The 22,358-nt window shown below is 28.2% G+C and carries 20 protein-coding genes; 18 read left to right on the top strand and 2 right to left on the bottom strand.

Going from position 1 to position 22,358, the window contains the following annotated elements; all coding sequences use genetic code 11:
- The first annotated feature begins 3 nt into the window (after positions 1-3).
- Both FGL08_RS01215 and FGL08_RS01220 read left to right on the top strand, forming a co-directional pair.
- Positions 4-726 (top strand): ABC transporter ATP-binding protein, encoded by a 723-nt coding sequence (locus tag FGL08_RS01215; protein ID WP_138209073.1) that lies wholly within the window; start codon positions 4-6, stop codon positions 724-726.
- Positions 726-1,901 carry an ABC transporter permease gene (locus tag FGL08_RS01220; RefSeq protein WP_243117919.1) on the top strand — a complete coding sequence of 392 codons (1,176 nt, stop codon included), beginning with the start codon at positions 726-728 and terminating at the stop codon, positions 1,899-1,901. The genes FGL08_RS01215 and FGL08_RS01220 overlap by 1 nt, the downstream gene beginning before the upstream one ends.
- A gap of 924 nt (positions 1,902-2,825) precedes the next feature.
- Here FGL08_RS01220 and FGL08_RS01225 read toward each other — a convergent pair.
- Both FGL08_RS01225 and FGL08_RS13280 read right to left on the bottom strand, forming a co-directional pair.
- Positions 2,826-3,395 carry an anti-sigma-I factor RsgI family protein gene (locus FGL08_RS01225; protein ID WP_138209075.1) on the bottom strand — a complete coding sequence of 190 codons (570 nt, stop codon included), beginning with the start codon at positions 3,393-3,395 and terminating at the stop codon, positions 2,826-2,828.
- 70 nt (positions 3,396-3,465) lie between these two features.
- Complete coding sequence (locus FGL08_RS13280; RefSeq protein WP_171011941.1) at positions 3,466-3,603, bottom strand: hypothetical protein; 138 nt, start codon at positions 3,601-3,603, stop codon at positions 3,466-3,468.
- 543 nt (positions 3,604-4,146) lie between these two features.
- On the opposite strand from FGL08_RS13280, the gene FGL08_RS01230 reads away from it, so the two are divergent.
- The 16 genes from FGL08_RS01230 (at position 4,147) to FGL08_RS01300 (ending at position 22,339) form a co-directional block, all read left to right on the top strand.
- The gene (locus FGL08_RS01230; RefSeq protein ID WP_138209076.1) at positions 4,147-5,277 is read left to right on the top strand and encodes a BMP family ABC transporter substrate-binding protein; all 1,131 of its coding nucleotides are present in this window, start codon (positions 4,147-4,149) and stop codon (positions 5,275-5,277) included.
- 95 nt (positions 5,278-5,372) lie between these two features.
- Positions 5,373-6,929, top strand: coding sequence for an ABC transporter ATP-binding protein (locus FGL08_RS01235; RefSeq protein ID WP_138209077.1), 1,557 nt, complete (start codon positions 5,373-5,375; stop codon positions 6,927-6,929).
- Positions 6,919-8,016, top strand: coding sequence for an ABC transporter permease (locus FGL08_RS01240; protein ID WP_138209078.1), 1,098 nt, complete (start codon positions 6,919-6,921; stop codon positions 8,014-8,016). Before FGL08_RS01235 ends, FGL08_RS01240 begins: the two co-directional genes overlap by 11 nt.
- 1 nt (position 8,017) lies before the next feature.
- On the top strand, positions 8,018-8,947 hold the full coding sequence (locus tag FGL08_RS01245; protein WP_138209079.1) for an ABC transporter permease: 930 nt from the start codon (positions 8,018-8,020) through the stop codon (positions 8,945-8,947).
- A complete protein-coding gene (gene rihA / locus FGL08_RS01250) occupies positions 8,947-9,885 on the top strand; it encodes a pyrimidine-specific ribonucleoside hydrolase RihA (RefSeq protein WP_138209080.1) in 939 nt (312 codons plus the stop codon). The genes FGL08_RS01245 and rihA overlap by 1 nt, the downstream gene beginning before the upstream one ends.
- 81 nt (positions 9,886-9,966) lie before the next feature.
- Positions 9,967-10,893 (top strand): nucleoside hydrolase, encoded by a 927-nt coding sequence (locus FGL08_RS01255; protein ID WP_138209081.1) that lies wholly within the window; start codon positions 9,967-9,969, stop codon positions 10,891-10,893.
- 32 nt (positions 10,894-10,925) lie between these two features.
- Positions 10,926-11,951, top strand: coding sequence for a LacI family DNA-binding transcriptional regulator (locus FGL08_RS01260; protein WP_138209082.1), 1,026 nt, complete (start codon positions 10,926-10,928; stop codon positions 11,949-11,951).
- A complete protein-coding gene (locus FGL08_RS01265; RefSeq protein ID WP_138209083.1) occupies positions 11,948-12,163 on the top strand; it encodes a heavy-metal-associated domain-containing protein in 216 nt (71 codons plus the stop codon). The genes FGL08_RS01260 and FGL08_RS01265 overlap by 4 nt, the downstream gene beginning before the upstream one ends.
- A gap of 390 nt (positions 12,164-12,553) precedes the next feature.
- Complete coding sequence (gene papB, locus FGL08_RS01270) at positions 12,554-13,927, top strand: PapB family radical SAM/SPASM ranthipeptide maturase (protein ID WP_138209084.1); 1,374 nt, start codon at positions 12,554-12,556, stop codon at positions 13,925-13,927.
- A gap of 149 nt (positions 13,928-14,076) precedes the next feature.
- On the top strand, positions 14,077-14,238 hold the full coding sequence (locus tag FGL08_RS13285) for a hypothetical protein (RefSeq protein WP_171011942.1): 162 nt from the start codon (positions 14,077-14,079) through the stop codon (positions 14,236-14,238).
- Positions 14,239-14,381: 143 nt separating this feature from the next.
- A complete protein-coding gene (locus FGL08_RS01275) occupies positions 14,382-15,338 on the top strand; it encodes a zinc-binding metallopeptidase family protein (RefSeq protein WP_138209085.1) in 957 nt (318 codons plus the stop codon).
- A gap of 3 nt (positions 15,339-15,341) precedes the next feature.
- Positions 15,342-16,343, top strand: coding sequence for a M42 family metallopeptidase (locus FGL08_RS01280; protein WP_138209086.1), 1,002 nt, complete (start codon positions 15,342-15,344; stop codon positions 16,341-16,343).
- 35 nt (positions 16,344-16,378) lie between these two features.
- Positions 16,379-17,350, top strand: coding sequence for a hypothetical protein (locus tag FGL08_RS01285; RefSeq protein WP_138209087.1), 972 nt, complete (start codon positions 16,379-16,381; stop codon positions 17,348-17,350).
- Between the two features lie 47 nt (positions 17,351-17,397).
- Positions 17,398-19,083 carry an ABC transporter ATP-binding protein gene (locus tag FGL08_RS01290; protein ID WP_138209088.1) on the top strand — a complete coding sequence of 562 codons (1,686 nt, stop codon included), beginning with the start codon at positions 17,398-17,400 and terminating at the stop codon, positions 19,081-19,083.
- Between the two features lie 190 nt (positions 19,084-19,273).
- A complete protein-coding gene (locus FGL08_RS01295; RefSeq protein ID WP_138209089.1) occupies positions 19,274-19,951 on the top strand; it encodes an ABC transporter ATP-binding protein in 678 nt (225 codons plus the stop codon).
- Positions 19,952-19,963: 12 nt separating this feature from the next.
- On the top strand, positions 19,964-22,339 hold the full coding sequence (locus FGL08_RS01300; RefSeq protein WP_138209090.1) for an ABC transporter permease: 2,376 nt from the start codon (positions 19,964-19,966) through the stop codon (positions 22,337-22,339).
- Positions 22,340-22,358 lie beyond the last annotated feature (19 nt).

Here is a 22,358-nt window from a genome sequence, read left to right on the forward strand (position 1 = left end):
TAAATGATAGATGTTAAGGATTTAAAAAAGACGTTTAAAAATGTAGAAGCTGTAAAAGGTGTTAGTTTTGAAGTAAAAAAAGGAGAAATCGTAGGACTGCTTGGGGAGAATGGAGCTGGAAAGACCACAACTTTGAGAATGCTTGCAACCATGCTTAAACCTACAAGTGGAGATGCTATTATAAACTCTCACAGTATTATAAAAGAACCTTCAAAAGTTAGGGGGAAAATAGGAATACTTTTCGGTGGAGAAATAGGTCTATATGATAGGTTAACAGCAAAGGAGAACATTCAGTATTTTGGAGAATTAAATGGCATGACAAAAGAAGATATAGATAGTAGTATAAAGGATTTAACAGAAGTGCTTGATATGGGTGAATATATAGATAGAAGAGTTGGTAAATTTTCAAGAGGTATGAAACAAAAAGTTGCCATAGCGCGTTCTATAGTTCACAGACCAACAGTTATGCTTTTTGATGAACCAACTACAGGACTTGATGTTACTTCAAGCAAGATAGTACAAAACTTTATATTAAAATGTAAAGAAGACAATAAGGCCATAGTATTTTCAAGTCATAGTATGCAAGAAGTAGAAAAGTTATGTGATAGGGTAGTGATAATTCACAAGGGACAAGTTGTGGAATCCGGAACTATCCAATATTTAAAAGATAAATACAATAATGAAGATATGGAAGAAATATTTATGCAATTGGTAGGTGAGAAATAATGAATATTACAGGAATCGTATTTAAAAAAGAATTAAAAGACATGTTTAGAGATAAGAAGACTATTATAATAGGTATTTTATTACCACTTCTTATTTATCCAGTTTTATTTGGGGTAATGGGTAAGGGAATGAAAAGTCAAGTAGAAGAAGTTGAAAAAGGCATGAAAGTTGCTTTAGTAGATAAGGGTAATAGTGAGTTCGGTAAGTTTTTAAAATCTCAAAAAAATATAGTTATAGTTAACACTAATAAAGCAGAAGAAGAAGTTAAGGATGGAAAATTATTATTATATATAGATATTCCAGAAAATATAGATAAGAATATATTAGAAGAGAAAAAAGCTAATATAAATATAACTTATGATAATAGTAGCACAAAATCAAATACTGCAATGAGTATGATAAATGAGTATATAGAGCAATATTCAAAAACTATAGTAGGAAACAGACTTTCGAAAAGAAATATAGATAACAGTATACTAACACCTATAAATTTAGTTAAGAAAACTACAGAAAAAGAAAGTGATGGACTTGGAAAGTTAATGCTTTCTATTATGATACCTATGATGCTTGTTATGTTTGCTGCTACAGGACCTATAGCATCAGCAACAGATTTAGGTGCTGGGGAAAAAGAAAGAGGAACATTAGAACCATTATTAACTACACAAGCAAGTAGAATGTCACTTTTATGGGGAAAATTTTTAGCAATAACTGTTATGGGGGGCATTACAAGTCTAGCATTTATGGGTGGATTAATGATTTCAATGCAGACTTCACCAGAAATGTTTGGTGGAGGTGGAGGTATAAGTATATCACCTTTAGCTCTAATTATAATGGGAATCCTAACTATAGCTTTAACTATGGTATTTGGAGCACTGTCACTAGCTATAAGTATATATGCAAGATCATTTAAGGAAGCTCAAACTTATTTAACCCCATTAAGTTTTGTTGGAATGGCAGGGTTCGCAACATATGCAATTGATGCTAAAAATGTATCTATGTTATTTTTAAATATTCCAGTTTTAAATATAACAGCTATATTAAAAGAGCTTACATTGGGAGTATTTAATTTCACACATATAGTAATAGTACTAGTCTGGACCTTAGTATATATAGTCGGATCACTATTGTTTGCAAGATATATGTTTAGTAAAGAATCAGTAATATTTAGAACATAAAAAAGTAATAAAAGTATAGTGTATAATCAATAAATTAAAACACCTTCATGAAGTATAAGGAAGAACTTATATTGGTGAAGGTGTTTTTTATATTCAAATGCTTTTTTTATTAGTTCTTTTGTGATTTAAATTGTGGTTTTTACGTGATGTGTATTTTTTGAAAGGATAAAATGACTTGCGTAGTAAACTAAAAAATTTAGAGAATTTATTTTTTACCCTCTTCTTTAGACTTTTTTTCTTAAAGTTTACATGAATAACTTTATGTTCCATTCTATTGCCCTCCTTAAAAATAAGTGTATGTACTATAATATTACGAAAGGCGTTTAATGAATGTTACGAAATTTGCAGGTCTAATTAATTATATCACAAAAAACAGGTAATATATAGTAATAAGAGGTTATATTTTTTAAATCATTAAATTTATTTATATTGTTATAATCTTTAACATGAAAATTAAGTATATGTTATTTGATAATATCATACAATATAAGTTGTCCACATATTATCCACAAATCTGTGGATAATGTTAATATATTATAGATATAAAAGAAATGAATACAAAATTTTAAGGAATTAAAAGGAATTACAAGGTAAATAAAGAATATTATTTACATAAAAAGTAATAAAATAAATGGGATACAAAAAACCCTGTGGATAAGCCCACATTATCCACAAAAAAACAGATAAATAACAACTTATTCACAATATATATGTGAATAAGTAAAAAATATATGTTGAAATGAACATGGTAGACTTAAATACACTTATATACGTATGTAGATGTATTATATTTAGGAACTTAAAGGTAAAAATACTAAAGTAAGAAATATTTTAATTAATAAATATAGAATAAAAATATAGCACATACATAAATTTAATCTTTAAATTAAGTATGTGCTATATAAGTCTTAACTTTTAATATAGTTATTCAATTGTACCTTTACCATCATTATTTATAGTTATCTTAATATCTTTATTTTTAGCTGCATTTTTGAAATTATCATATCTAGGTTGGAACTTTTTTGGTCCTTCAATTACGAATATTGTAATTTGGTTAGTTTTTGAAGAAGAAGTACCAATATAATTTAATTTTATACTATCAGTTAGCAACTTGGTAAGACCTTCATCTAAGTTTTTGAATTTTAAGTTATTGTTTTTAATAACATTTCTTCCAATGGAATTATTACCTTCAACTTTAATAATAACACCTAAATTATTTATATTTACCTTAAAAGAGGAACCCATATCTACAATTAAAGTAGTCTGAGTTCTAAAATATAAAAAGCCTTCAACTAAAAAAACTAAAAATAAAAATATACCAAGTATTAAAGCTAATTTTTTTAATGGAGAAGGTTTTTTATAGATTTCCCCACCATAAGGTTCTCCTTTTACAGGGGTTATGTGATTTTTTTTTAATACACAAAACTCATTTTCCTTAGTAACTATATAGACCTTATCATTCTCTATATTCAATACTTTTCCTACTTTTCGCAATATAATCACCCTATCTATATTTATAACTATCTACTATATAATAAAAAATAAATAGGAGATTTTCAATACATTATTTAGAAACTTTAAGTTCCTTTGTAGTATATGTATATAGTTTTGAAGTATTATATGTAGTAAATAAGAATACTAGTATAGTTAGAAGGGTAAGAAGAATCTTTTTTACAGTAGAACTTTTATATTTAAATTTCATAAACTAATCCCTTTCCTTAAAATGTAATTAATATAGTATATGCACTATTTAATAAAAAAATTAGTATACTCTAAAAAAAAATAGTGTAACACATATACATAAAAATTTATTATATATTATTTACACCTGGGACAATTTTTATACCGGATAAGAGAGATTTAATTGATAAAAAATTCTCAAAATGAGCTCTTGAGCTAGTAATTTAAAGGAATAGGGAAATAAGTGGAATAATATCATATAGATATGTTTTTATTTCTTGGATAAAATATAAATATATAAATGATCGTTTTTTTAGAAAAAATAAAGTAAAAGTATAGTATATTTCAAAATACAAAAAGGCGATTATATTAATTTAGAAGAGATATTCGCTATAATTCTTTAAATTTTGATATGGTTTATAAAAAAACTTTGAAAATATAAATCAGTTTGTATATAATATTAATAGTTAAACGTTTACTCATTATTTAATATTAAGTTATTGATAACCAAATCTTAATGTTAGATTATGAAAAAAGAAAACTCATACTCAGGGGGTATAATAAAATGAAAAAACTATTAACCTTCGCTCTTGCTGCAATTATGGCCTTTTCTTTATTTTTAACAGGTTGTGCTGGCAGTGGCGATAAGAAACAAGAAGCAGGCAAAGATGGTGGTACTGCTAATAAAGAAAAGCTTAAAGTAGTTTGTTTACTTAATGGTAACCTAGGAGATAAATCTTTCTTTGATTCAGCTAATAATGGAATGAACCTAATTAAAGAAAAGTTAGGTTATGAAGTTAAGACAATTGAAATGGGTTATGACAAAACTAAGTGGAAACCAACACTACAAGACGTTTCAGATCAAGATTACGATGTAATAGTAGTTGGTACTTGGGAAATGAAAGAGAACTTAGAAGAAGTTGCTCCACAATACAAGGATAAAAAGTATATAATATTCGATACATCAGTAGATTATAGCAAAGGTGATTTATCAAATGTTTATTCTATAGAATATAAGCAAAATGAAGGTTCATTTATAGCTGGTGCTTTAGCATCTAAAGTGACTACTTCTAAAATGCCATTTGCAAATCCAGAAAAGAAAATTGGTTTCTTAGGTGGAATGGATACACCAATTATCAATGATTTCTTAGTAGGATATATTCAAGGTGCAAAATATATAGATAAAGACGTAAAAGTTGCTATTTCTTATATAGGTGACTTTGAAAACTCTGCAAAGGGTAAAGAAATGGCTTTAGCTCAATACAACCAAGGTGTTGATATTGGATTTAATGTTGCAGGTCAAGCAGGGTTAGGACAGTTAGATGCTGCTAAAGATTCTAAAAAATATGCTATAGGTGTGGATTCAGACCAAGCAATGTTATTTAAAGATAAGGATGCAGCAAAAGCTGAGTTAATTCCAACATCTTTATTAAAAAGGGTAGATAATTCTTTATTAAGAGCTTTAGAATTAATGAAAGATAATAAATTAGAGTATGGTAAGAAAGAAGTTTTAGGATTAAAAGAAAAAGCTATGGAAGTAGTTGAAAATGAATTTTACAATAAATTAATATCAGAAGATCTTAGAAAAGAAATGAAGACAATCGAAGATAAGATTGTTAAAGGTGAAATCAAAGTTGATACTGCTTATGGTATGAAAACAGATGATTTAAACAAATTAAGAAACTCTGTTAAATAATTTAAAATTATTTAAATTAGAGGGTACATTTATTGATGACCTATAAATGTACCCTTTTCTATAACAATTATTCAGATAGGGTGGAGTGAGAGCACATGGGAAAAGAATTATTGGAAATGAAGAATATAACCAAAGTTTATCCCAATGGAATAGTTGCCAATAACGGAATTAATTTTTCAATTAGAGAAGGAGAAATCCATGCCCTTATGGGGGAGAATGGAGCAGGTAAGTCCACTCTAATGAAAATTTTATTTGGTATTGAGCAGGCTGAAGAGGGAGAAATTTTCTTAAGGGGAGAAAAGATTAATATTACTTCTCCAAATATAGCTATTAAATATGGAATAGGAATGGTTCACCAACATTTTATGCTAGTACCATCTTTAACAGTAGCAGAAAATATGGTTTTAGGTGTAGAGCCTAAAAAAGGTGTGTCAATTGATTTAGATAAAGCTATTAGGATGACAGAAGAACTTTCTAAAAAATACAATTTAAAAGTAGATCCAAGAGCTAAGGTAGAAGATTTGCCAGTTGGAATAAAACAAAAAGTTGAAATTTTAAAAGCACTTTTAAGAGGGGCTAAGATATTAATATTAGATGAACCTACAGCTGTTCTAACTCCTCAAGAAACACAGGAATTATTTGAAGAACTAATTAATTTAAAGAAACAAGGACATACAATGATATTTATATCTCACAAGTTAAAAGAGATAAAGCAGATATGTGACAGAATTACAATTATGAGAAATGGTAAATACATGGGTGTTCATGATGTAACTCAGATTTCAGAACAAGATATTTCAAGATTAATGGTTGGAAGAGACGTAGTTTTGAAGATTGATAAGGAAAAAGCTAAACCTAAAGATGTGGTTTTAAATGTAGATGGTGTATCTTATTATGATGAGACGAACAAGAAGGTTTTAAATAAGGCTTCTTTTAGTGTACGTAGTGGAGAGATTCTTGGAGTAGCAGGAGTGGAAGGTAATGGACAAAGAGAGTTAGTTGAGAGCATTACCGGAATGAGAAAATATGATGAGGGAAAAATAAGTATTACAGGTACTGAAATAAGTGATTTAAGTATTAAGAAAATACGTGAACTTGGAACATCACATATTCCTGAAGACAGAATGACTTATGGAGTTGCAGGAAATGTTAGCATAGAACAAAATTTAATTTCAGATAAATATGATTCTAAGGAATTAAATGGAGGTTTACTTTTAAAGATACATAAAATTAAAGAATTAGCAGAAAAGCTAGTTAAAGATTACAAAGTTAAGTGTAATTCACCAAAGCAAGGAGTAGGAAGACTATCAGGAGGTAACATACAAAAGGTTGTTGTTGCTAGAGAGTTTTCATCTAATCCTAAGTTCATAATAGCGAACCAACCAACAAGAGGTGTAGACGTTGGGGCAGCTGAATTTATAAGAAGAAAATTAGTTGAGTTAAGGGATAATGGAACTGGTGTTATGCTGGTTTCTGCAGACTTAAACGAAGTACTAGAATTAAGTGATAGCTTAATCGTAATGTATGGTGGAGAAATTACTGCATACTTTGAAGATGCATCTAAGGTAACAGAAGAAGAATTAGGATTCTATATGTTAGGTGTAAAGAAGCAATCTCCAGAAGAGATTAGGAGGGCTATTTATGCAAAATAAAAATGTTAAATATGAAATAGTTAGAACCTTAGTAGCTATAGGATTATCACTATTATTAGCATTTATCTTAATATTTGCTGTAAGTAAACAACCAGTAGTAGCTATTAATAAGTTTTTACTAGGGCCGTTAAAAAGTGTAAGGCATTTTAGTAACGTACTTGAGATGGCCATACCATTGATATTTACAGGGCTTGCTGTAAGTATTATGTATCAAGCAAAACAATTTAACCTTGGTGCAGAGGGTGCCTTCTTTATAGGTGGTATAGGAGCATCTATTATAGCTATACAGTTTAAATTACCGATAGTGGCTCATCCAATAGTTGCCATATTATTTGGAGCAATTCTTGGTGCTGTAGCAGGATTGATACCGGCTATACTAAAGGCTAAATACAAAGCCACAGAGCTTGTATCTTCGTTAATGTTAAACTATGTTTTATTCTATATAGGTATATACATAATCAATAATGTTTTAAGAGATCCAAATGCAGGGTCAATGGCTTCTGTTAAATTTAATAGAACAGCCCAGCTTACAAGTAATTTAATACCTAAAACAAGACTTCATACAGGATTATTTATAGTTATATTAATGGTTATCGTATGTTACTTCTTCATTTATAGAACTAAATGGGGATATGAAATAAGAATGACTGGTGAAAATGAAAGATTTGCTAGATATTCAGGAGTAAATACATTTAAAGTTATTTTATTATCACAAGTAATTGGTGGTGCTATTGCAGGTATGGGTGGTGCTACAGAAGTTCTTGGAATGTATTCAAGATTCCAGTGGCAATCATTACCAGGATACGGCTGGGACGGTGTAATAGTAGCAATCCTTGCTAGAAACAATCCATTACTTGTACCGATTGGTGCTGTATTCTTAGCTTACCTAAGAGTTGGTGCTGACTTAATGAATAGAATGACAGATGTTCAATCAGAAGTTATAGCAATTATACAAGGAATTATGATTATGCTTATAGCAGCAGAAAGATTCCTAGCTTATTGGAAACATAAAAGGATATACAAAAATGCTAAAAGTAGTGTAGCTGGAAATACAGCAACTACAATAAAGGAAAAGGGGGAACACTAAGATGAAAGAGTTTTTTAATATAATTTTTTCTGTTGGCTTTGGATATGCTATCTTAAGAGTTACAACCCCCATATTATTTGCAGCATTAGGTGCTTTAATATCAGATAAAGCAGGAGTTATAAACATAGCTCTAGAGGGTATAATGCTTATTTCAGCATTAACAGGTGTTGTATTTAGTGCATTAACAGGAAATGTATGGATAGGTCTTTTAGCAGCAGTAGTAATAGGTGGATTAATAGGTATATTCCTTGCTTATTTCTCACTGAACTTAAAGACAGATATTATTCTTGCAGGTATTGCCCTTAACTTAATGGCAAGTGGAGGAACAATATTCTTCCTATACTTAATTGCAAAAGATAAAGGTATATCAACATCATTAAAAAGTGGAGTACTTCCAAAACTTACAATACCTTTAATAAATAAAATACCAGTTTTAGGACCAATACTATCAGGTCACAATGTACTAACTTATGTATCATTAATAGCAGTAGGGGTTGTTGCTTATGTCTTATACAAAACACCATTAGGACTTAGAATAAGATCTGTTGGTGAAAATCCAGATGCGGCAGCTTCAGTAGGTGTAAATGTTGTAAAAACAAAATACATAGCACTTGCATTAAGTGGTGTTTTAGCGGGATTCGGTGGAGCATACATGTCTATGGGATATGTATCATGGTTCTCAAAAAACATGACTGCAGGAAGAGGATTTATAGCTTTAGCAGCTGAAGCCATGGGAGCGGGAACTCCACTTGGAACATTTTTAACATCCTTATTGTTTGGTTGTGCAGATGCACTTTCAAACTCATTACAATCTTTAAAAATACCATCAGAATTTGTTCAGATGATACCATATTTAGCAACAATTATAGGACTTGTTGTGTATTCAACTAGAAAGACATCAAAAGGAAAGAAAATCAGGAGGGAAAACTAATGAAGAAGATTCCTGTAATAATAGATTGTGATCCGGGTCATGATGATGCCATTGCTTTAATGCTTGCATTAGGTAATGAGAGGATAGATGTAAAAGCAGTAACAACTTCAGCAGGTAACCAAACTCCAGACAAAACTTTAAACAATGCCCTTAGAGTATTAAGTTTTCTAGGGTTAGATAATATAGAAGTTGCACAAGGTGCTAAGAAACCTATGATGAGGGACTTAATTATAGCACCAGAGGTACATGGTGAAAGTGGATTAGATGGTCCACAACTTCCACAACCTAGCTTCAAAGAAAGTTCAAGAAATGCTATAGAAGTTATAGCTGATGTATTAAAAAATAGTGATGAAAAAATAACTTTAATTCCAACAGGACCTCTAACTAACATAGCTATTTTTCTTTCAACTTATCCTGAGTTAAAAGATAAGATAGAGAGAATTTCTCTAATGGGAGGAGCTGCGTTTGGAGGTAACTGGACACCGGCAGCAGAGTTTAATATTCTAGTAGATCCAGAAGCTGCAGATGTAGTATTTAAATCAGGTGTACCAATTACAATGTGTGGCCTTGATGTAACTCATAAAGCCCAAGTTTATGATGAGGATATAGAAAAATTTAGAGGATTAAGCAATGCTACAGGAAAGCTAGTTGCAGAACTTTTAGATTTCTTCGCTATATTCCATAAAGATGAGAGATTTGGCTTTAAAGGAGCACCATTACATGACCCATGTGCAGTAGCTTGCATAATAGATCCAAGTATAATAAAAACTAAAAAATGTCATGTAGCTATAGAAACAAATGGAGAATTTACTCTTGGAGCGACAGTTGTAGATTATAATGATATACTTAAAAAAGAGAAAAATGTAGATGTTGCTTTTGATATTGATAGAGAAAGATTTATCCAAATGATATATGATTCAGTTAAAAATTTAAGATAATAAACTTTTAAAGTAAAGACGGCTTTCCTATGATAAGCCGTCTTTTTTAAAAAACTATAAAGACAAAGGGAGAATATACATATGAATAAAAGACCGATAATTATAGACTGTGATCCAGGAACAGACGATGCTATAGCATTATTTATGGCATTAGCGTCAGAGGATATAGATGTACGAGCTATAACAGTAGTTTCTGGAAACCAAACCATAGAAAAAACTTCTAATAACGCAATAAACATAGTAGATTTTCTAGGAAAAGATGTAAAGGTAGCAAAGGGAGCTGTAAGACCACTTACAAGAGAAGTATTTTTAGCAGACTTTGTTCATGGAGATAGTGGAGTAGGAAATACGGTTTTCCCAAAAGCTAAGGCAGACTTTTACGAGAAGAATGCAGTAGATACTATATATGAAGAGGCTATGAAATGTAATGGAGAACTAGAACTTGTATCCATAGGACCTTTAACAAATATAGCAAATCTTTTAATGACATATCCAGAAGTTAAAGATAAGATAAAAAGATTAGTTATAATGGGTGGAGCTATATTTGGTGGAAATGATAGTCCAGCTGCTGAATTTAATATATATGTGGATCCAGAGGCTGCAAGAATAGTATTTGAATCAGGAATACCACTAGTTATGGTAGGTTTAGATGCAACACATAAGGCAAAAGTGTTTGAAAATGAAATAAGAGAAATAGAAAGCTATAATAAAGTTGGTAAATATGCAGCAGAAATTATGGATTTCGTTAAATGTTTTTATGAATCTTTAGGTTTTGGAGGTATAGTAATGCATGACCCTTGTGCTCTTGCATATGTTTTAGATGAAAGTATAGTAAAAACTGAAGAATATCATGTAGATATAGAAACAAGGGGAGAGCTTACAAGAGGAAAAACAGTTGTAGATATATACAAAGTAACAGGAAAAGAACCTAATGCATATGTAGCTGTGGATGTGGATAGAGAAAAATTTGTAGCCTTAATAAAAGAATTAATAAAGAAGTATAATTAATAGGGGAACTTTAGATTAAAGTGGGGATGTAAATGAAAGTAACCATAACAGAAATAGCAAAGGAAGCAAAGGTTTCAATTGCTACAGTATCAAGGGTGTTAAATAACAAAAGTAAAGGGGTAAGCATAGAGACAAGAAATAGAATTCTTAAGATAATAGAGGAAAAGGGTTATCATCCTAATGCAATTGCAAGAGGTTTGGTAACTAAAAAAACTAAAGTAATAGGGTTGATACTTCCAAGCATAACAAATCCCTTCTTTCCAGAAATAGAAAGGGGGATAGAAGATATGGCAACTACCCTAGGATACAATATAATACTATGTAATACAGATTATGACAAAGAAAGAGAAAAAAAATACTTAAAGTTACTTATAGAAAGGCAAGTAGATGGCATTATATATGCTTTAAGTGTAGAGAGAAAAAACTATGAAAGTATTGATACTTTAGATAAAAGGGGAATTCCTTTTGTGGTTTTTGATAAATATGTTAAGAATAAGGATGTACCTTATATATATACGGAAAATGAAGAAGCTATATATAATATGGTAAAGTATGTTACTGAAAAAGGTCATAAAAACATAGCCTACATATCAGGTCCTTTAGATTATATAACAGCAAGGGATAGACTAAGAGGATATAAAAAGGGTCTAAAATGTGCTAATATAGAAGAAGATTCAAGCTTAATAAAATATGGGCCATATAGCATAGAAGGTGGAGAAATAGGTGTAGAATCACTTTTAAAAGAAAATAAGAATTTTACAGCTATAGTATGTGCTAATGATTTGATTGCTATAGGAGCTTTAAAAGCCTTAAGAAAACATAAAATTAATGTTCCAGAAGATGTGTCGATTACAGGTTTTGATAATATTGATATTACAGAAGTTACATGTCCTAGAATTACAACCGTAAATCAACCTAAATATGAAATAGGAAGAATGGCAGTAAAAATGCTTATAGATTTAATAAATGGAGAGAAACTAGAAAATGTAAGTGTTGTTTTAAAAAGTGATATAGTAGAAAAAGATTCTGTAAAAGATATAAGGGAGGAATTACTATGAAAAAAAGAGTTTTAATAGAAGGAATGAGTTGTGGGCATTGCGTTAAACATGCAAAAGATGCTCTTTCAGAAATCAAAGGGCTTTCAAATATAGAAGTAAACTTAGAAGAAAAAATGGCAGAATTCGATTCAACCTCAGAAGTTACAGATGAACAAATTAAAAATGCCATTGAAGATGTAGGATATGAAGTTAAGGATATAATTGAACTATAACATTAAATATTTTAGACTAAAATAAAACCCCAAGTTACTTATATTTATTAAGTAGCTTGGGGTTCGTATATTTTTAGCATATTATATAATAAGGTTTTTTACAACAATATGTAAGAAATATACATAAGAGGTGAAAAAATATAAATAATATAATAGTATTGAAATTTGTAAAATATATATGTATAATATAAATAATGACTATAAATGCTATAAAATGGAATAAAGGTTAATAAATTTATATGTGGCTGCGTTAAATAGGACAATAAAGATAAACATTTATAAAACGCTAGTTATAAAGTTTTATTTAACTAAAATAATTAATTTTATAAGTTACATTTACATAATAAGATTTAAATATATTTGTGTAATAGAACATTAGGGGGAAGTAAAATGGAAAACCAAGAAATTATAAAATTTTATCCGTATAAGCTTTTTGATAAATCGGAGAAGAGTTATCTTTATGCTTCTAAAACAGGGGGTATATATTTAATTGATGATATAGTAAAAAAAATATTTGAGTTTGAAGGTAAAACTTATAAAGAAACTCTGGATTGGTTTAAATGTAATGGATACGGAAATGACTTTATTGAAGCTATTAATATATTCGAGAAGAAATGTGTTTTACAAACAGAAGAAAATAATAAGAATTTATTGAATACTAAAATAAATAACAACGTATCTTGTATAACTTTAATGGTTGCTCAAGAGTGTAATTTAAGATGTAGATATTGTTATGGTGATGATGGAGAATATAGTGAATGTGGACTTATGTCCATACAAACAGCTAGACAAGCTATTAAATTTTTAATGGAGAATAGCTCTAATAAGGATGTAGAAGTTATATTCTTTGGTGGGGAACCACTAATAAATTTTAAATTAATAAAAGAGTCTGTAGCATATTCTAAGGAATTAGCTGAAGAATATAAAAAACATGTGGATTTTTCAATGACTACTAATGCAACGTTGGTAAATAAAGATATAGCCGAGTTTTTAAAAGAAAATAATTTTTTTATAACTATTAGTATCGATGGTGATGAGAAAATTCATAACACTAATAGGTTCTATTCTAATAAAAAAGGATCTTATAAAGATGTTATAAAGGGGTTAGAAATATTAAAGGAAGTTGCAGTACCAATGGTTGCTAGGGCAACGGCATCGCCTGAAAATATTGATTTTGTTAAATCAGCAGAACATTTAATAGATTTGGACTTTCAATCATTATTTATTTCAGAAGCATTAAACTTATTTAAAACAGATGATGATTATAAGATTTTGAAGAATGAGTATATAAAGATGGTAAATCAGCTTAAATTATATTTGGAAAATGAGAACTATAAAGGTATTAAAAAAAATAATAATATTATAAAAATATTAAGAGCATTGCATAAGGCAGGTTTAAGGAATAAATTTTGTGGTGCTATGATTAACATGATGACAATAGATAAAGATGGTTATTTGTATCCATGCCATAGGTTTGTAGCTAATAAAGAGTATAAGATAGGGAATGTTTTTGATGGAGTTAATGATGATAAATATAACCAGATAATAGAGAAAGATTTATCATTAGTAGGAAGAAACAAATGTTTTTCATGTTGGGCTTACAATATATGTGGAGGAGGTTGTCCTAATGAAAATTTATTAGCTACCGGTAAATGTAATGAACCATTTCTAAAAAAATGCGAAGTATTTAAAGATTTTGTTGAAAGTTTAATTAATATCTATTTAGAACTAAACGAAAATGAGAAAAAACTCATATTTGCATAAAAAATATAGCATGATGAAAATCTTATTTTCATCATGCTATATAAAATGTTAATTTGTGTTTGTACTTTGAAGCACAGATTTTGGTGAATGAATATTATACCTAATTTTTCAGTATAAAAATATAATTTAAGGTTTAAGGAGGAATTAGTATGATTATACAAGAGGTTAATATGATATCAGAACAAGAGGAAACATGGTGCATATTTTGTGATAAAAAGGATGGTTGTTCAAGATGTGATGCTTTAGATTGGAAATGTGGTTTCTGTGATCATGCAGAAGATGTATGGTGTGGAAAAGGGGATTCTAAATAACATATAAAAATGGTTTTAAAGGTTTGTATAAGTTAAATTGTAATTAGGGGGATTTCACCATAATCTGTACTTGAGGGTATAAGGATTTTATTAGATTAAAAATAATTATTTTATATAAAAATGTAATAGATTAGGAGTATAAAATGAGTGTTAATCAAGTATTAGATTCATTAGATTTAAATAAGGATCAATATGATGCTATAAATAATTTGAAAAATTTAATTTCTCCGTATGTTTCAAAAACAAGCATTGATAAGTTTAATAATATAATTGGAAAACATGATAAAGGAATTAAAAAAGTTGTCTTGTGTTGTAAAATTGATGAACCTGAATTTATAGTGAGGGAAATAGATAGATCTGGCTTAGTTAAAATAGAACCAGTAGTTATGGTTAGATTTGATAATTTAATTTTACATCCAGTAATTGCATATGGAATAGAAGAATTGAAAGGTGTAATAAGCCCTATTTCCCAAGGTTTTAATAAAAGATATGGATATGTGGATTTAGGAATGAATTTTAAAGAGGTGAGTGAAAAACTAAAGATAGGGGATAAGGTACAATTATATCAAAAGAGTTTTAAACTTAATGAGGAAAAATTTATATTTAGCGTAAAAAAAGAAATCTTTAATTTAGCTACCGTAATTGAAATAATTAAAAAAAATAATACTAAGAATATGGGGATTAATATGGAATATATATTTTTTCCCTATTGGCACGGGATACATTATGCATTGAATAATACTGAGGCCGACTTAATGATTATTCTTGATACTTGTACATCCATGAAGAATGTTAAAATTGGTAAAGGACCTGTGATGAATGTAGGTCCATATTTTTCATCAAAATATACTAAGATATTTGAAGAAACATCTGTAATATATAATTTACCATTTCAAGTAAAGGCTAGAGGTAGTGGTGGTGATGTATATAGAAAAAATATAATAGGAATATTAAATAGAAATATTCCTGCTATTCACTTAAGTATTCCAATTCAATATCCATATTCAACAATTCACAAAGTGAATTCAGCTGATTTAGATAATACAGTGGAGTTAACTACGAAGTTTTTAGTTGAATGGTTTAAAAGGTATGGTGAATAAAATATGTATAATTTAAGACATTTAGTCCAATGTAGTGGCATATCAGGAAATGAGTATGAGATTGTTCGATATATTAAAAGTAAGTTATTAGAATATAAGATAGATATTCATGAAGATTCTATGGGGAATATTATTGCTAAAAAGTATAATGGTTTATCTTCAAAAAAGGTTATGATTTGTGCACATATGGATGAAGTTGGATTAATTATAACTGATATAAATGATAATGGATTGTTGTGTTTTGAAGTGATAGGTGGAATTAATACTAGTATGTTATCTTGTAAAAGAATATATATAGGAATAGAAAAAATACACGGAGTCATAACACCATTCTCAAAAGTAGTAAATGAAAATGGAAAAACTAAAGTAATTGAAGAACTTTATATAGATATTGGTGTTTCAAATAAATTAGAGGCTATGGATAAAGTTAAGATTGGCGATTATGTTGAATTTGAAAATTCATTCTCTTATATTGGCACTACATGCATTAGCAGTAAGGCTTTAGATGACCGTGTAGGATGTGCTATTATATTAGAATTACTAAAACAAGATTTTTATTGTAATATTAACGCTTGTTTTACAGTTCAAGAAGAAATAGGGTTACGAGGCGCAAGTAGAATCTCACAATACTTAGATTCGGATTTATGTATTGTATTAGATTGTACGCCTACATGTATCCCCCAAAGTTTAAATTCTAAAGAGGAAGAATTAATTTTAGGGAAAGGACCGGTTATTACATTACTTGATTCAAAAACTATATATAATAAAGATCTTATCATTCAAGCAAAAAATATTGCAAAAAAACATAATATACCTATACAGATAAAAACAACAATATCTGGCTCTACAGATGGTGCAGCAATACAATATGGTATATGTGGATGCAGAACAATAGTAATATCTGTACCTTGCAGATATATTCATACATCTGGAACTTTCATTAATTTAGATGACCTTAATAACTTGTATTTATTAGTATATAATTTTTTAAGAGAATTACAATAAAATTTATAAAGTAACTAACATAAAGGAGTATTTATATGCTTGATATTATAAAAGAGTTGACATTAACATACGGGATTTCGGGTGAAGAAGATGAAGTGCGAAATAAAATTATAAATGAGATTAGTGATATAGGAGATAGATGGTGGGTAGATCATATGGGAAATCTCATTATAGTGAAAAAAGGTGATTCGAAAAAAAGAATAATGTTAACAACTAATATGGATACTAAGGGGCTTATTGTATCTAATATAATGAATAATGGATTAATAAAATTTATAACATTAGGATGCCAACATAAAGTAAATCTATACGGGCAATATGTAATATTTAAAAATGATTTAAAAGGAATAATAATAGCTGAAAAAAATATAGAGAATCAAGGGTTTTCAGGAGAAGTATACATAGATATAGGAAGTAATAGTAAGAAGGAAACAGAATCTTTGGTTACAGTTGGGGATACAGCGATATTTTATAGTAAGTTTGAAATTCTGAGAAACAAAATTTTAAGTAGTTCATTATCTAATAGAAGTTTATGCGGTGTTTTAGTACAAGCTATAAAAGAAGTTAAAGAATTAAAAAATGAAGTTTATTTTGTTTTTACGGCTCAGCAAATAAATGGTTTAAAGAGTTTAGATGTTGCAATATCACAAATAAACCCTGAAATTATGCTAATGTTAGATACTACATTTGGAAACATACTTAGAAATATTAACTTTAGTATTGGAGGAGGTCCAATATTAAATGTTATAGATTCAGAGATATTTTGTAACCCGCTAATACATAAACTTTTAAAAGAAATATCAAAAGAGAATTCTATAAAATTAAATGAAGCTTTTAACGCAGATAGCGTTTTAATGAGTAGTGTGGATAATATGTTAGTTAATAATATAATGGGTGCTAGGATAACTGTACCATGCCAAAATCTTGGATCAGCATTTGAGATGATGGATATGAATGATTTAGAAGTTACTAAAACATTAGTTAAACAATTTATACAAAAGGTTTAAATTTAGATGATATATAGTATATATCTATTTTTAAGTAGGAGGAAATTTTGAAATATAAGTTTAAGAATTTAAAAAGATTTATAGATATACTATTAAATTATAAGGCATTATTAATATTAGCTACTAGCTTAATGCTAATTTATTCACTTATTTCAGCGATATCTCCAAGGATATTAATGGAACTTATTGACACATTATCTGCGACTAAAGATTTAAATCAAGTTAAAGTATTAATATATATTATAATAATACTTTATATATTAGAAATCCTATCTACATTATTTTCAGATTATATTTTTTCATTAATAGGAAAAAAGGTTTCCACTAAAATTAAATTAGATATAATAAATTGTTTATTTGAATTAGATGGCAAGTATATTTCAAGGCTAAATGTTGGAGATCATATTAATATATTAGATTCAGATACCAGGATTATAGAACAAATAGGTACACAATCAATGTTTAGTTTAATTAGGGATATAATATCTTCTATATTTATTATAGGGATACTTATTTCTTTACAAGTAGATATGGTTTTATTTATATTGATTATTCAAATAGTTATAACTTTTATACAGGTGAAGTTTAGCAAAAAAATGGTGTTAAGGAGAAAACAATTAAGAAATTATGTGGGAGAAATAACTAATTTAGAACAAGAAGTATTAGGGTCATTTATGAATATTATTCAGTTGAATGTAAAGAAATTTGTAGTTGAAAAAATAAATAATGTTCAAAATAAATATGTTAAGAATGTTCTAAGGTTTGAGTGGTTATGTGGGTTAAATTATGCAAGTATGAGTTTATTGGATCTAATTACACTAGCATATATTTTAATATTTGGGATTCAAAAAGTTTCTAGTGGAACATTAACTGTAGGAGGGTTAATTACTTTTTTGAATTATTCACAAAAGATATCAGTACCAATACAGAGTATCATTAGGTCTAATTTACAAATACAACAAGCACGTGTGTCTCTAAATAAAATTTTTTCTATATTGGATAAACAGACAATAGAAGATAGTAATGAAAAATTAGAAACTAAAATTGAGGGAGAAATTTATTTAGATAATGTTTGTTTTGATTATGGAGAAGGCAAGAAAAGTATAAATTATGATAATATTAAATTACATCCTAAGTCTATAAATGTTATATTAGGAAGAAGTGGTGTTGGGAAAAGTACGATTGTTAATTTGCTATATAGATTATGGGAGGTTAATAGTGGAGAAATTTTAATTGATAATATAAATATTAATAAATATAATTTAGATAATTTGAGACAACAAATAGGTATTGTAAACCAAAATACATTTTTGTTTAATGATACAATAGTAAATAATTTATTATTAGGAGATAAAAATAAGAGTATGATATTCGTTTACGATATTTGTAAAAAGGTTAAAATACATGATGATATTATTATGCTTAACGATGGATATAATACCATGTTAGGAGATAAAGGAATACGTTTATCTGGTGGACAATTGCAAAGATTAGCTATTGCAAGAGCATTAATTCATAAATCTAAAATTTTAATTATGGATGAACCTACATCATCATTAGATGAAGATTTGGAGAAAGAAATATGGTTTAATTTGCAGCCAATATTAAGAGAATCTACTACAGTTATTTTTACCCATAGAAAAGAAATATTAAAGTATGCGGATTATATATATAATTTAAATAATTATTATTCAGATAATAAGGATGAATTGGTTATTAAGATTAATAAATAAAGCATGTTGGTTAAAGATTTAATTATGTTATATATTTATTGAAGAGGTTGTTGTAATTTTCAGAAGAAGTTTAATAGAAAATATATTTAAAATTTGAAACTTTATTATAAATAAACTTCAAGTTTTATTAGAACAAAAAGTCTTAATTTAAAGCATTGATATGACAAAATGCGGAAAGGGGTAATATAAATTGATAAAAATAAAAGATCTTTGTAAAACTTATGATAATGGCGCCATAAAAGTAAAGGCATTAGAAAATGTTAATTTAGAAGTAAATAGAGGGGAATTTATTTCTATAATAGGCTCCAGTGGTTCAGGAAAAAGCACATTGCTACATCTTATAGGTGGACTAGATACATATAAAGAAGGTAGCATAACTGTAGATGAGATAGAAGTTGAGAATTTAAGTGATGAAGGACTCTCTAAATATCGTAGAGAAAAAGTAGGTTTTATATTTCAATTTTTTAATTTAATTCCTATATTAAATGTAGAAGATAATATAAGTCTTCCAGTTAGGGCAGCTAAAAAAAAAGTTGATTTAGAGTATATGAATGAATTAATAGAAATATTAGATCTTAAAGATAGAGTAAAACATCGTCCAACACAGTTATCAGGTGGACAACAACAGAGGGTTGCAATTGCAAGAGCACTTTTAAGTAAGCCCAGTATTATATTAGCAGATGAACCTACAGGAAACTTAGATAGTAAAAATTCCAAGGAAGTTATAGATTTACTAAATTATGCCTCCTCAAAATACAATCAAACAGTATTAATGGTTACACATGACAGAGAAATCGCAAGTAAAGCTAAAAGGATAATAGAAATGAAAGATGGATTAATCGTAAAAGATACAAAATTGATAGTATAAGGGGAGGAAAAAGTGAAGAATTACATATTGGATTTAGTTACAAATAATATTAGATACGAAAAGAAAAAATATTTTTTTCTTTTTTTAGGAATAGTTTTATCGGTAGTTCTATGTAGCTCAGTGCTACTATTAGTAAGGAATATTAATAATTATCAACTTAGAGATAAGGTTAAGGCAACTGGAGATTATCAGTTGTCATTTATAAAAACTAATGAAAAAGTAATAGATTCCTTAAAAAAAGATCATAAGATAGATAGAAATAGTTTATCCGTACTAATGTTAGAGCTGGATAATAAGGTATCAGAAATTAAAAATCTAAGAGTTGATTTAGTACATGGAAATAAAGAGGCTTATAAGAATTTACTTTCAAAAATGGAAATAAAAGAAGGTGATCTTCCACGAACATCTAAGGAAGTAATTATGGAACAATGGGTGGCTAGGAGAAATAACCTAAAAATAGGAGATCAGATTTCCATAAATATAGATGATAAAAAATTAAGTTACAAATTAGTAGGATTATATCAAAATTTTGAGTCATCCCAGTACAATGAGAAAATTAATATTTACACCATGTTGAATCAGGTAAATGATAGACCTTGGAAGAGAGACAAGGTATTAAATATATATTTTAAGCTAAAAGAAAATGTTTCTATAAGAGATAATATGGAGAAATATAAAAGTCTAGATAAAGAAGGCTTTAAAATAAATGAGGCAGCAGTTAAGTTAGCTCAGGGTGAAAAAACTTGGGGAGAAAATGACAATATAGCTATTGTATTAATAGTACCCATAACGATTATCTCAATAATGATGATACTAAATATATTTAATATAGGAATACTTCAAAGGGTAAAGTTCTTCGGAATGTTAAAAATGATAGGATTATCACAATGGGATATTAAGAAAATTGTATTATTAGAAGCAATAATTCTAGGAATACTAGCATATCCCGTTGGCATAGGAATATCTATTATACTGGTGAAATATATATTGCCATTATTAAAACTAAGTTATATAGTAGGGGACAGTATATATATTTATAAAGACATACTACTAGTTACGGGAATTATATCTATCATAATAGTAATAATCGCTGCATATTTTCCAGCAAGGTTCGCATCGAAATTATCACCGATGGAAGCAGTTTTCAATCAGATAGAGGATTCCAAAGAAGAAATGGTGAAAAAGACCTTTAAGAATAATGTAATACTAGACATGGCCAATACTAATATTAAAAGAAATAAGAAAAGATATATAATAACACTACTCTCTATAATGGTAAGTGTAAGTTTATTAGTAGTTTATAGTAGTTATTATAGCATGGTTAAATATATAGTTGGCATGCAGATAAAAGAAGAGTCATTAATAAGTACTAAGATTTTTAAAGGTGAAAATACAAAAGAAAGATCATTTAAAGCAATCCATGAAGAGATAGAAAATATGCCATATATAAAAAATATATATAAGATATATAATTCACTAGAAGGAGAAGTAGACTTTAAAGATTCAATGAGTGGGAATGCAAGAATTCAAATTTATGATAGTAGGAGACTAGAAAGTATAAACAAAGAAAAATACTTTATAAACGGACATATTGACTATAATAATATGAAAAGCGGGGAAGAGGTATTACTAATACACAAGGACTACAAAACAGCTAAAGATATTAAACCTGGCACTTTTGTTAAGTTTAAATTTAAGGATAAGTTATATGATGTGAAGGTATCTGGTATTTTAAATTCCCCTCCTTATGAAATTAAAAATCAATTTATGAACAAGTATTCTAAAGCAGATATGGTTTTAATTATTAGTGATGAATTTGCAAAGAAAATTTTAGGGAGTAATTTGAATGTTGAGGGATATGACATTGTTAGAGATGAAAAAAAGTTAGATCAGTATAAAAATAAAATTAATGAAATAATAAGTTTAAATCCTGATGTGAAGTGGGTAGAAATTGATGACAATAGAAACAGGATAGATGATTTTTTAGGTCAATTAAATCTATTGATGATAGTATTCATAGGATTTATATTATTTATAGCATTCTTAAATTTATTTAATACAATAAATACGAATATAATTACTAGAAAAAGAGAAATTGGAGTGCTAAAGGCAATAGGACTATCTTCTAAACAGGTAAACTCTATGATATATTTAGAAGGAATTATTTGCTCACTTAAGGGTACTATATATGGAATGGTAATATCCTTAGTTTTTGTTTATTTTATAAAATTTGTTCAAATGAAAGGGTCAAAATGGAATATTCCAACTATGGTTTTAGTGTTTCCTTTTATATTTTCAATACTTATAGGATATCTTTCAGCTAAGATACCTATGAGAAATATAAACTCAAATAGTGTTATAGGATTAATCAATGTGGAAGAGTGCTAAAGTTAAAAGGTTATATCAA

The organism is Hathewaya histolytica (assembly GCF_901482605.1).
GTDB lineage: Bacteria > Bacillota > Clostridia > Clostridiales > Clostridiaceae > Hathewaya > Hathewaya histolytica.

What these genes read in the sequence shown, in the direction of transcription:
- FGL08_RS13280 (WP_171011941.1), bottom strand. Translation starts at nt 3,603, where the DNA reads ATGAAATTTAAATATAAAAGTTCTACTGTAAAAAAGATTCTTCTTACC.
- FGL08_RS01245 (WP_138209079.1), top strand. Translation starts at nt 8,018, where the DNA reads ATGAAAGAGTTTTTTAATATAATTTTTTCTGTTGGCTTTGGATATGCT.
- papB (WP_138209084.1), top strand. Translation starts at nt 12,554, where the DNA reads ATGGAAAACCAAGAAATTATAAAATTTTATCCGTATAAGCTTTTTGAT.
- FGL08_RS01235 (WP_138209077.1), top strand. Translation starts at nt 5,373, where the DNA reads ATGGGAAAAGAATTATTGGAAATGAAGAATATAACCAAAGTTTATCCC.
- FGL08_RS01255 (WP_138209081.1), top strand. Translation starts at nt 9,967, where the DNA reads ATGAATAAAAGACCGATAATTATAGACTGTGATCCAGGAACAGACGAT.
- FGL08_RS01220 (WP_243117919.1), top strand. Translation starts at nt 726, where the DNA reads ATGAATATTACAGGAATCGTATTTAAAAAAGAATTAAAAGACATGTTT.
- FGL08_RS01260 (WP_138209082.1), top strand. Translation starts at nt 10,926, where the DNA reads ATGAAAGTAACCATAACAGAAATAGCAAAGGAAGCAAAGGTTTCAATT.
- FGL08_RS01275 (WP_138209085.1), top strand. Translation starts at nt 14,382, where the DNA reads ATGAGTGTTAATCAAGTATTAGATTCATTAGATTTAAATAAGGATCAA.
- FGL08_RS01215 (WP_138209073.1), top strand. Translation starts at nt 4, where the DNA reads ATGATAGATGTTAAGGATTTAAAAAAGACGTTTAAAAATGTAGAAGCT.
- rihA (WP_138209080.1), top strand. Translation starts at nt 8,947, where the DNA reads ATGAAGAAGATTCCTGTAATAATAGATTGTGATCCGGGTCATGATGAT.
- FGL08_RS01265 (WP_138209083.1), top strand. Translation starts at nt 11,948, where the DNA reads ATGAAAAAAAGAGTTTTAATAGAAGGAATGAGTTGTGGGCATTGCGTT.
- FGL08_RS01240 (WP_138209078.1), top strand. Translation starts at nt 6,919, where the DNA reads ATGCAAAATAAAAATGTTAAATATGAAATAGTTAGAACCTTAGTAGCT.
- FGL08_RS01280 (WP_138209086.1), top strand. Translation starts at nt 15,342, where the DNA reads ATGTATAATTTAAGACATTTAGTCCAATGTAGTGGCATATCAGGAAAT.
- FGL08_RS13285 (WP_171011942.1), top strand. Translation starts at nt 14,077, where the DNA reads ATGATTATACAAGAGGTTAATATGATATCAGAACAAGAGGAAACATGG.
- FGL08_RS01285 (WP_138209087.1), top strand. Translation starts at nt 16,379, where the DNA reads ATGCTTGATATTATAAAAGAGTTGACATTAACATACGGGATTTCGGGT.
- FGL08_RS01230 (WP_138209076.1), top strand. Translation starts at nt 4,147, where the DNA reads ATGAAAAAACTATTAACCTTCGCTCTTGCTGCAATTATGGCCTTTTCT.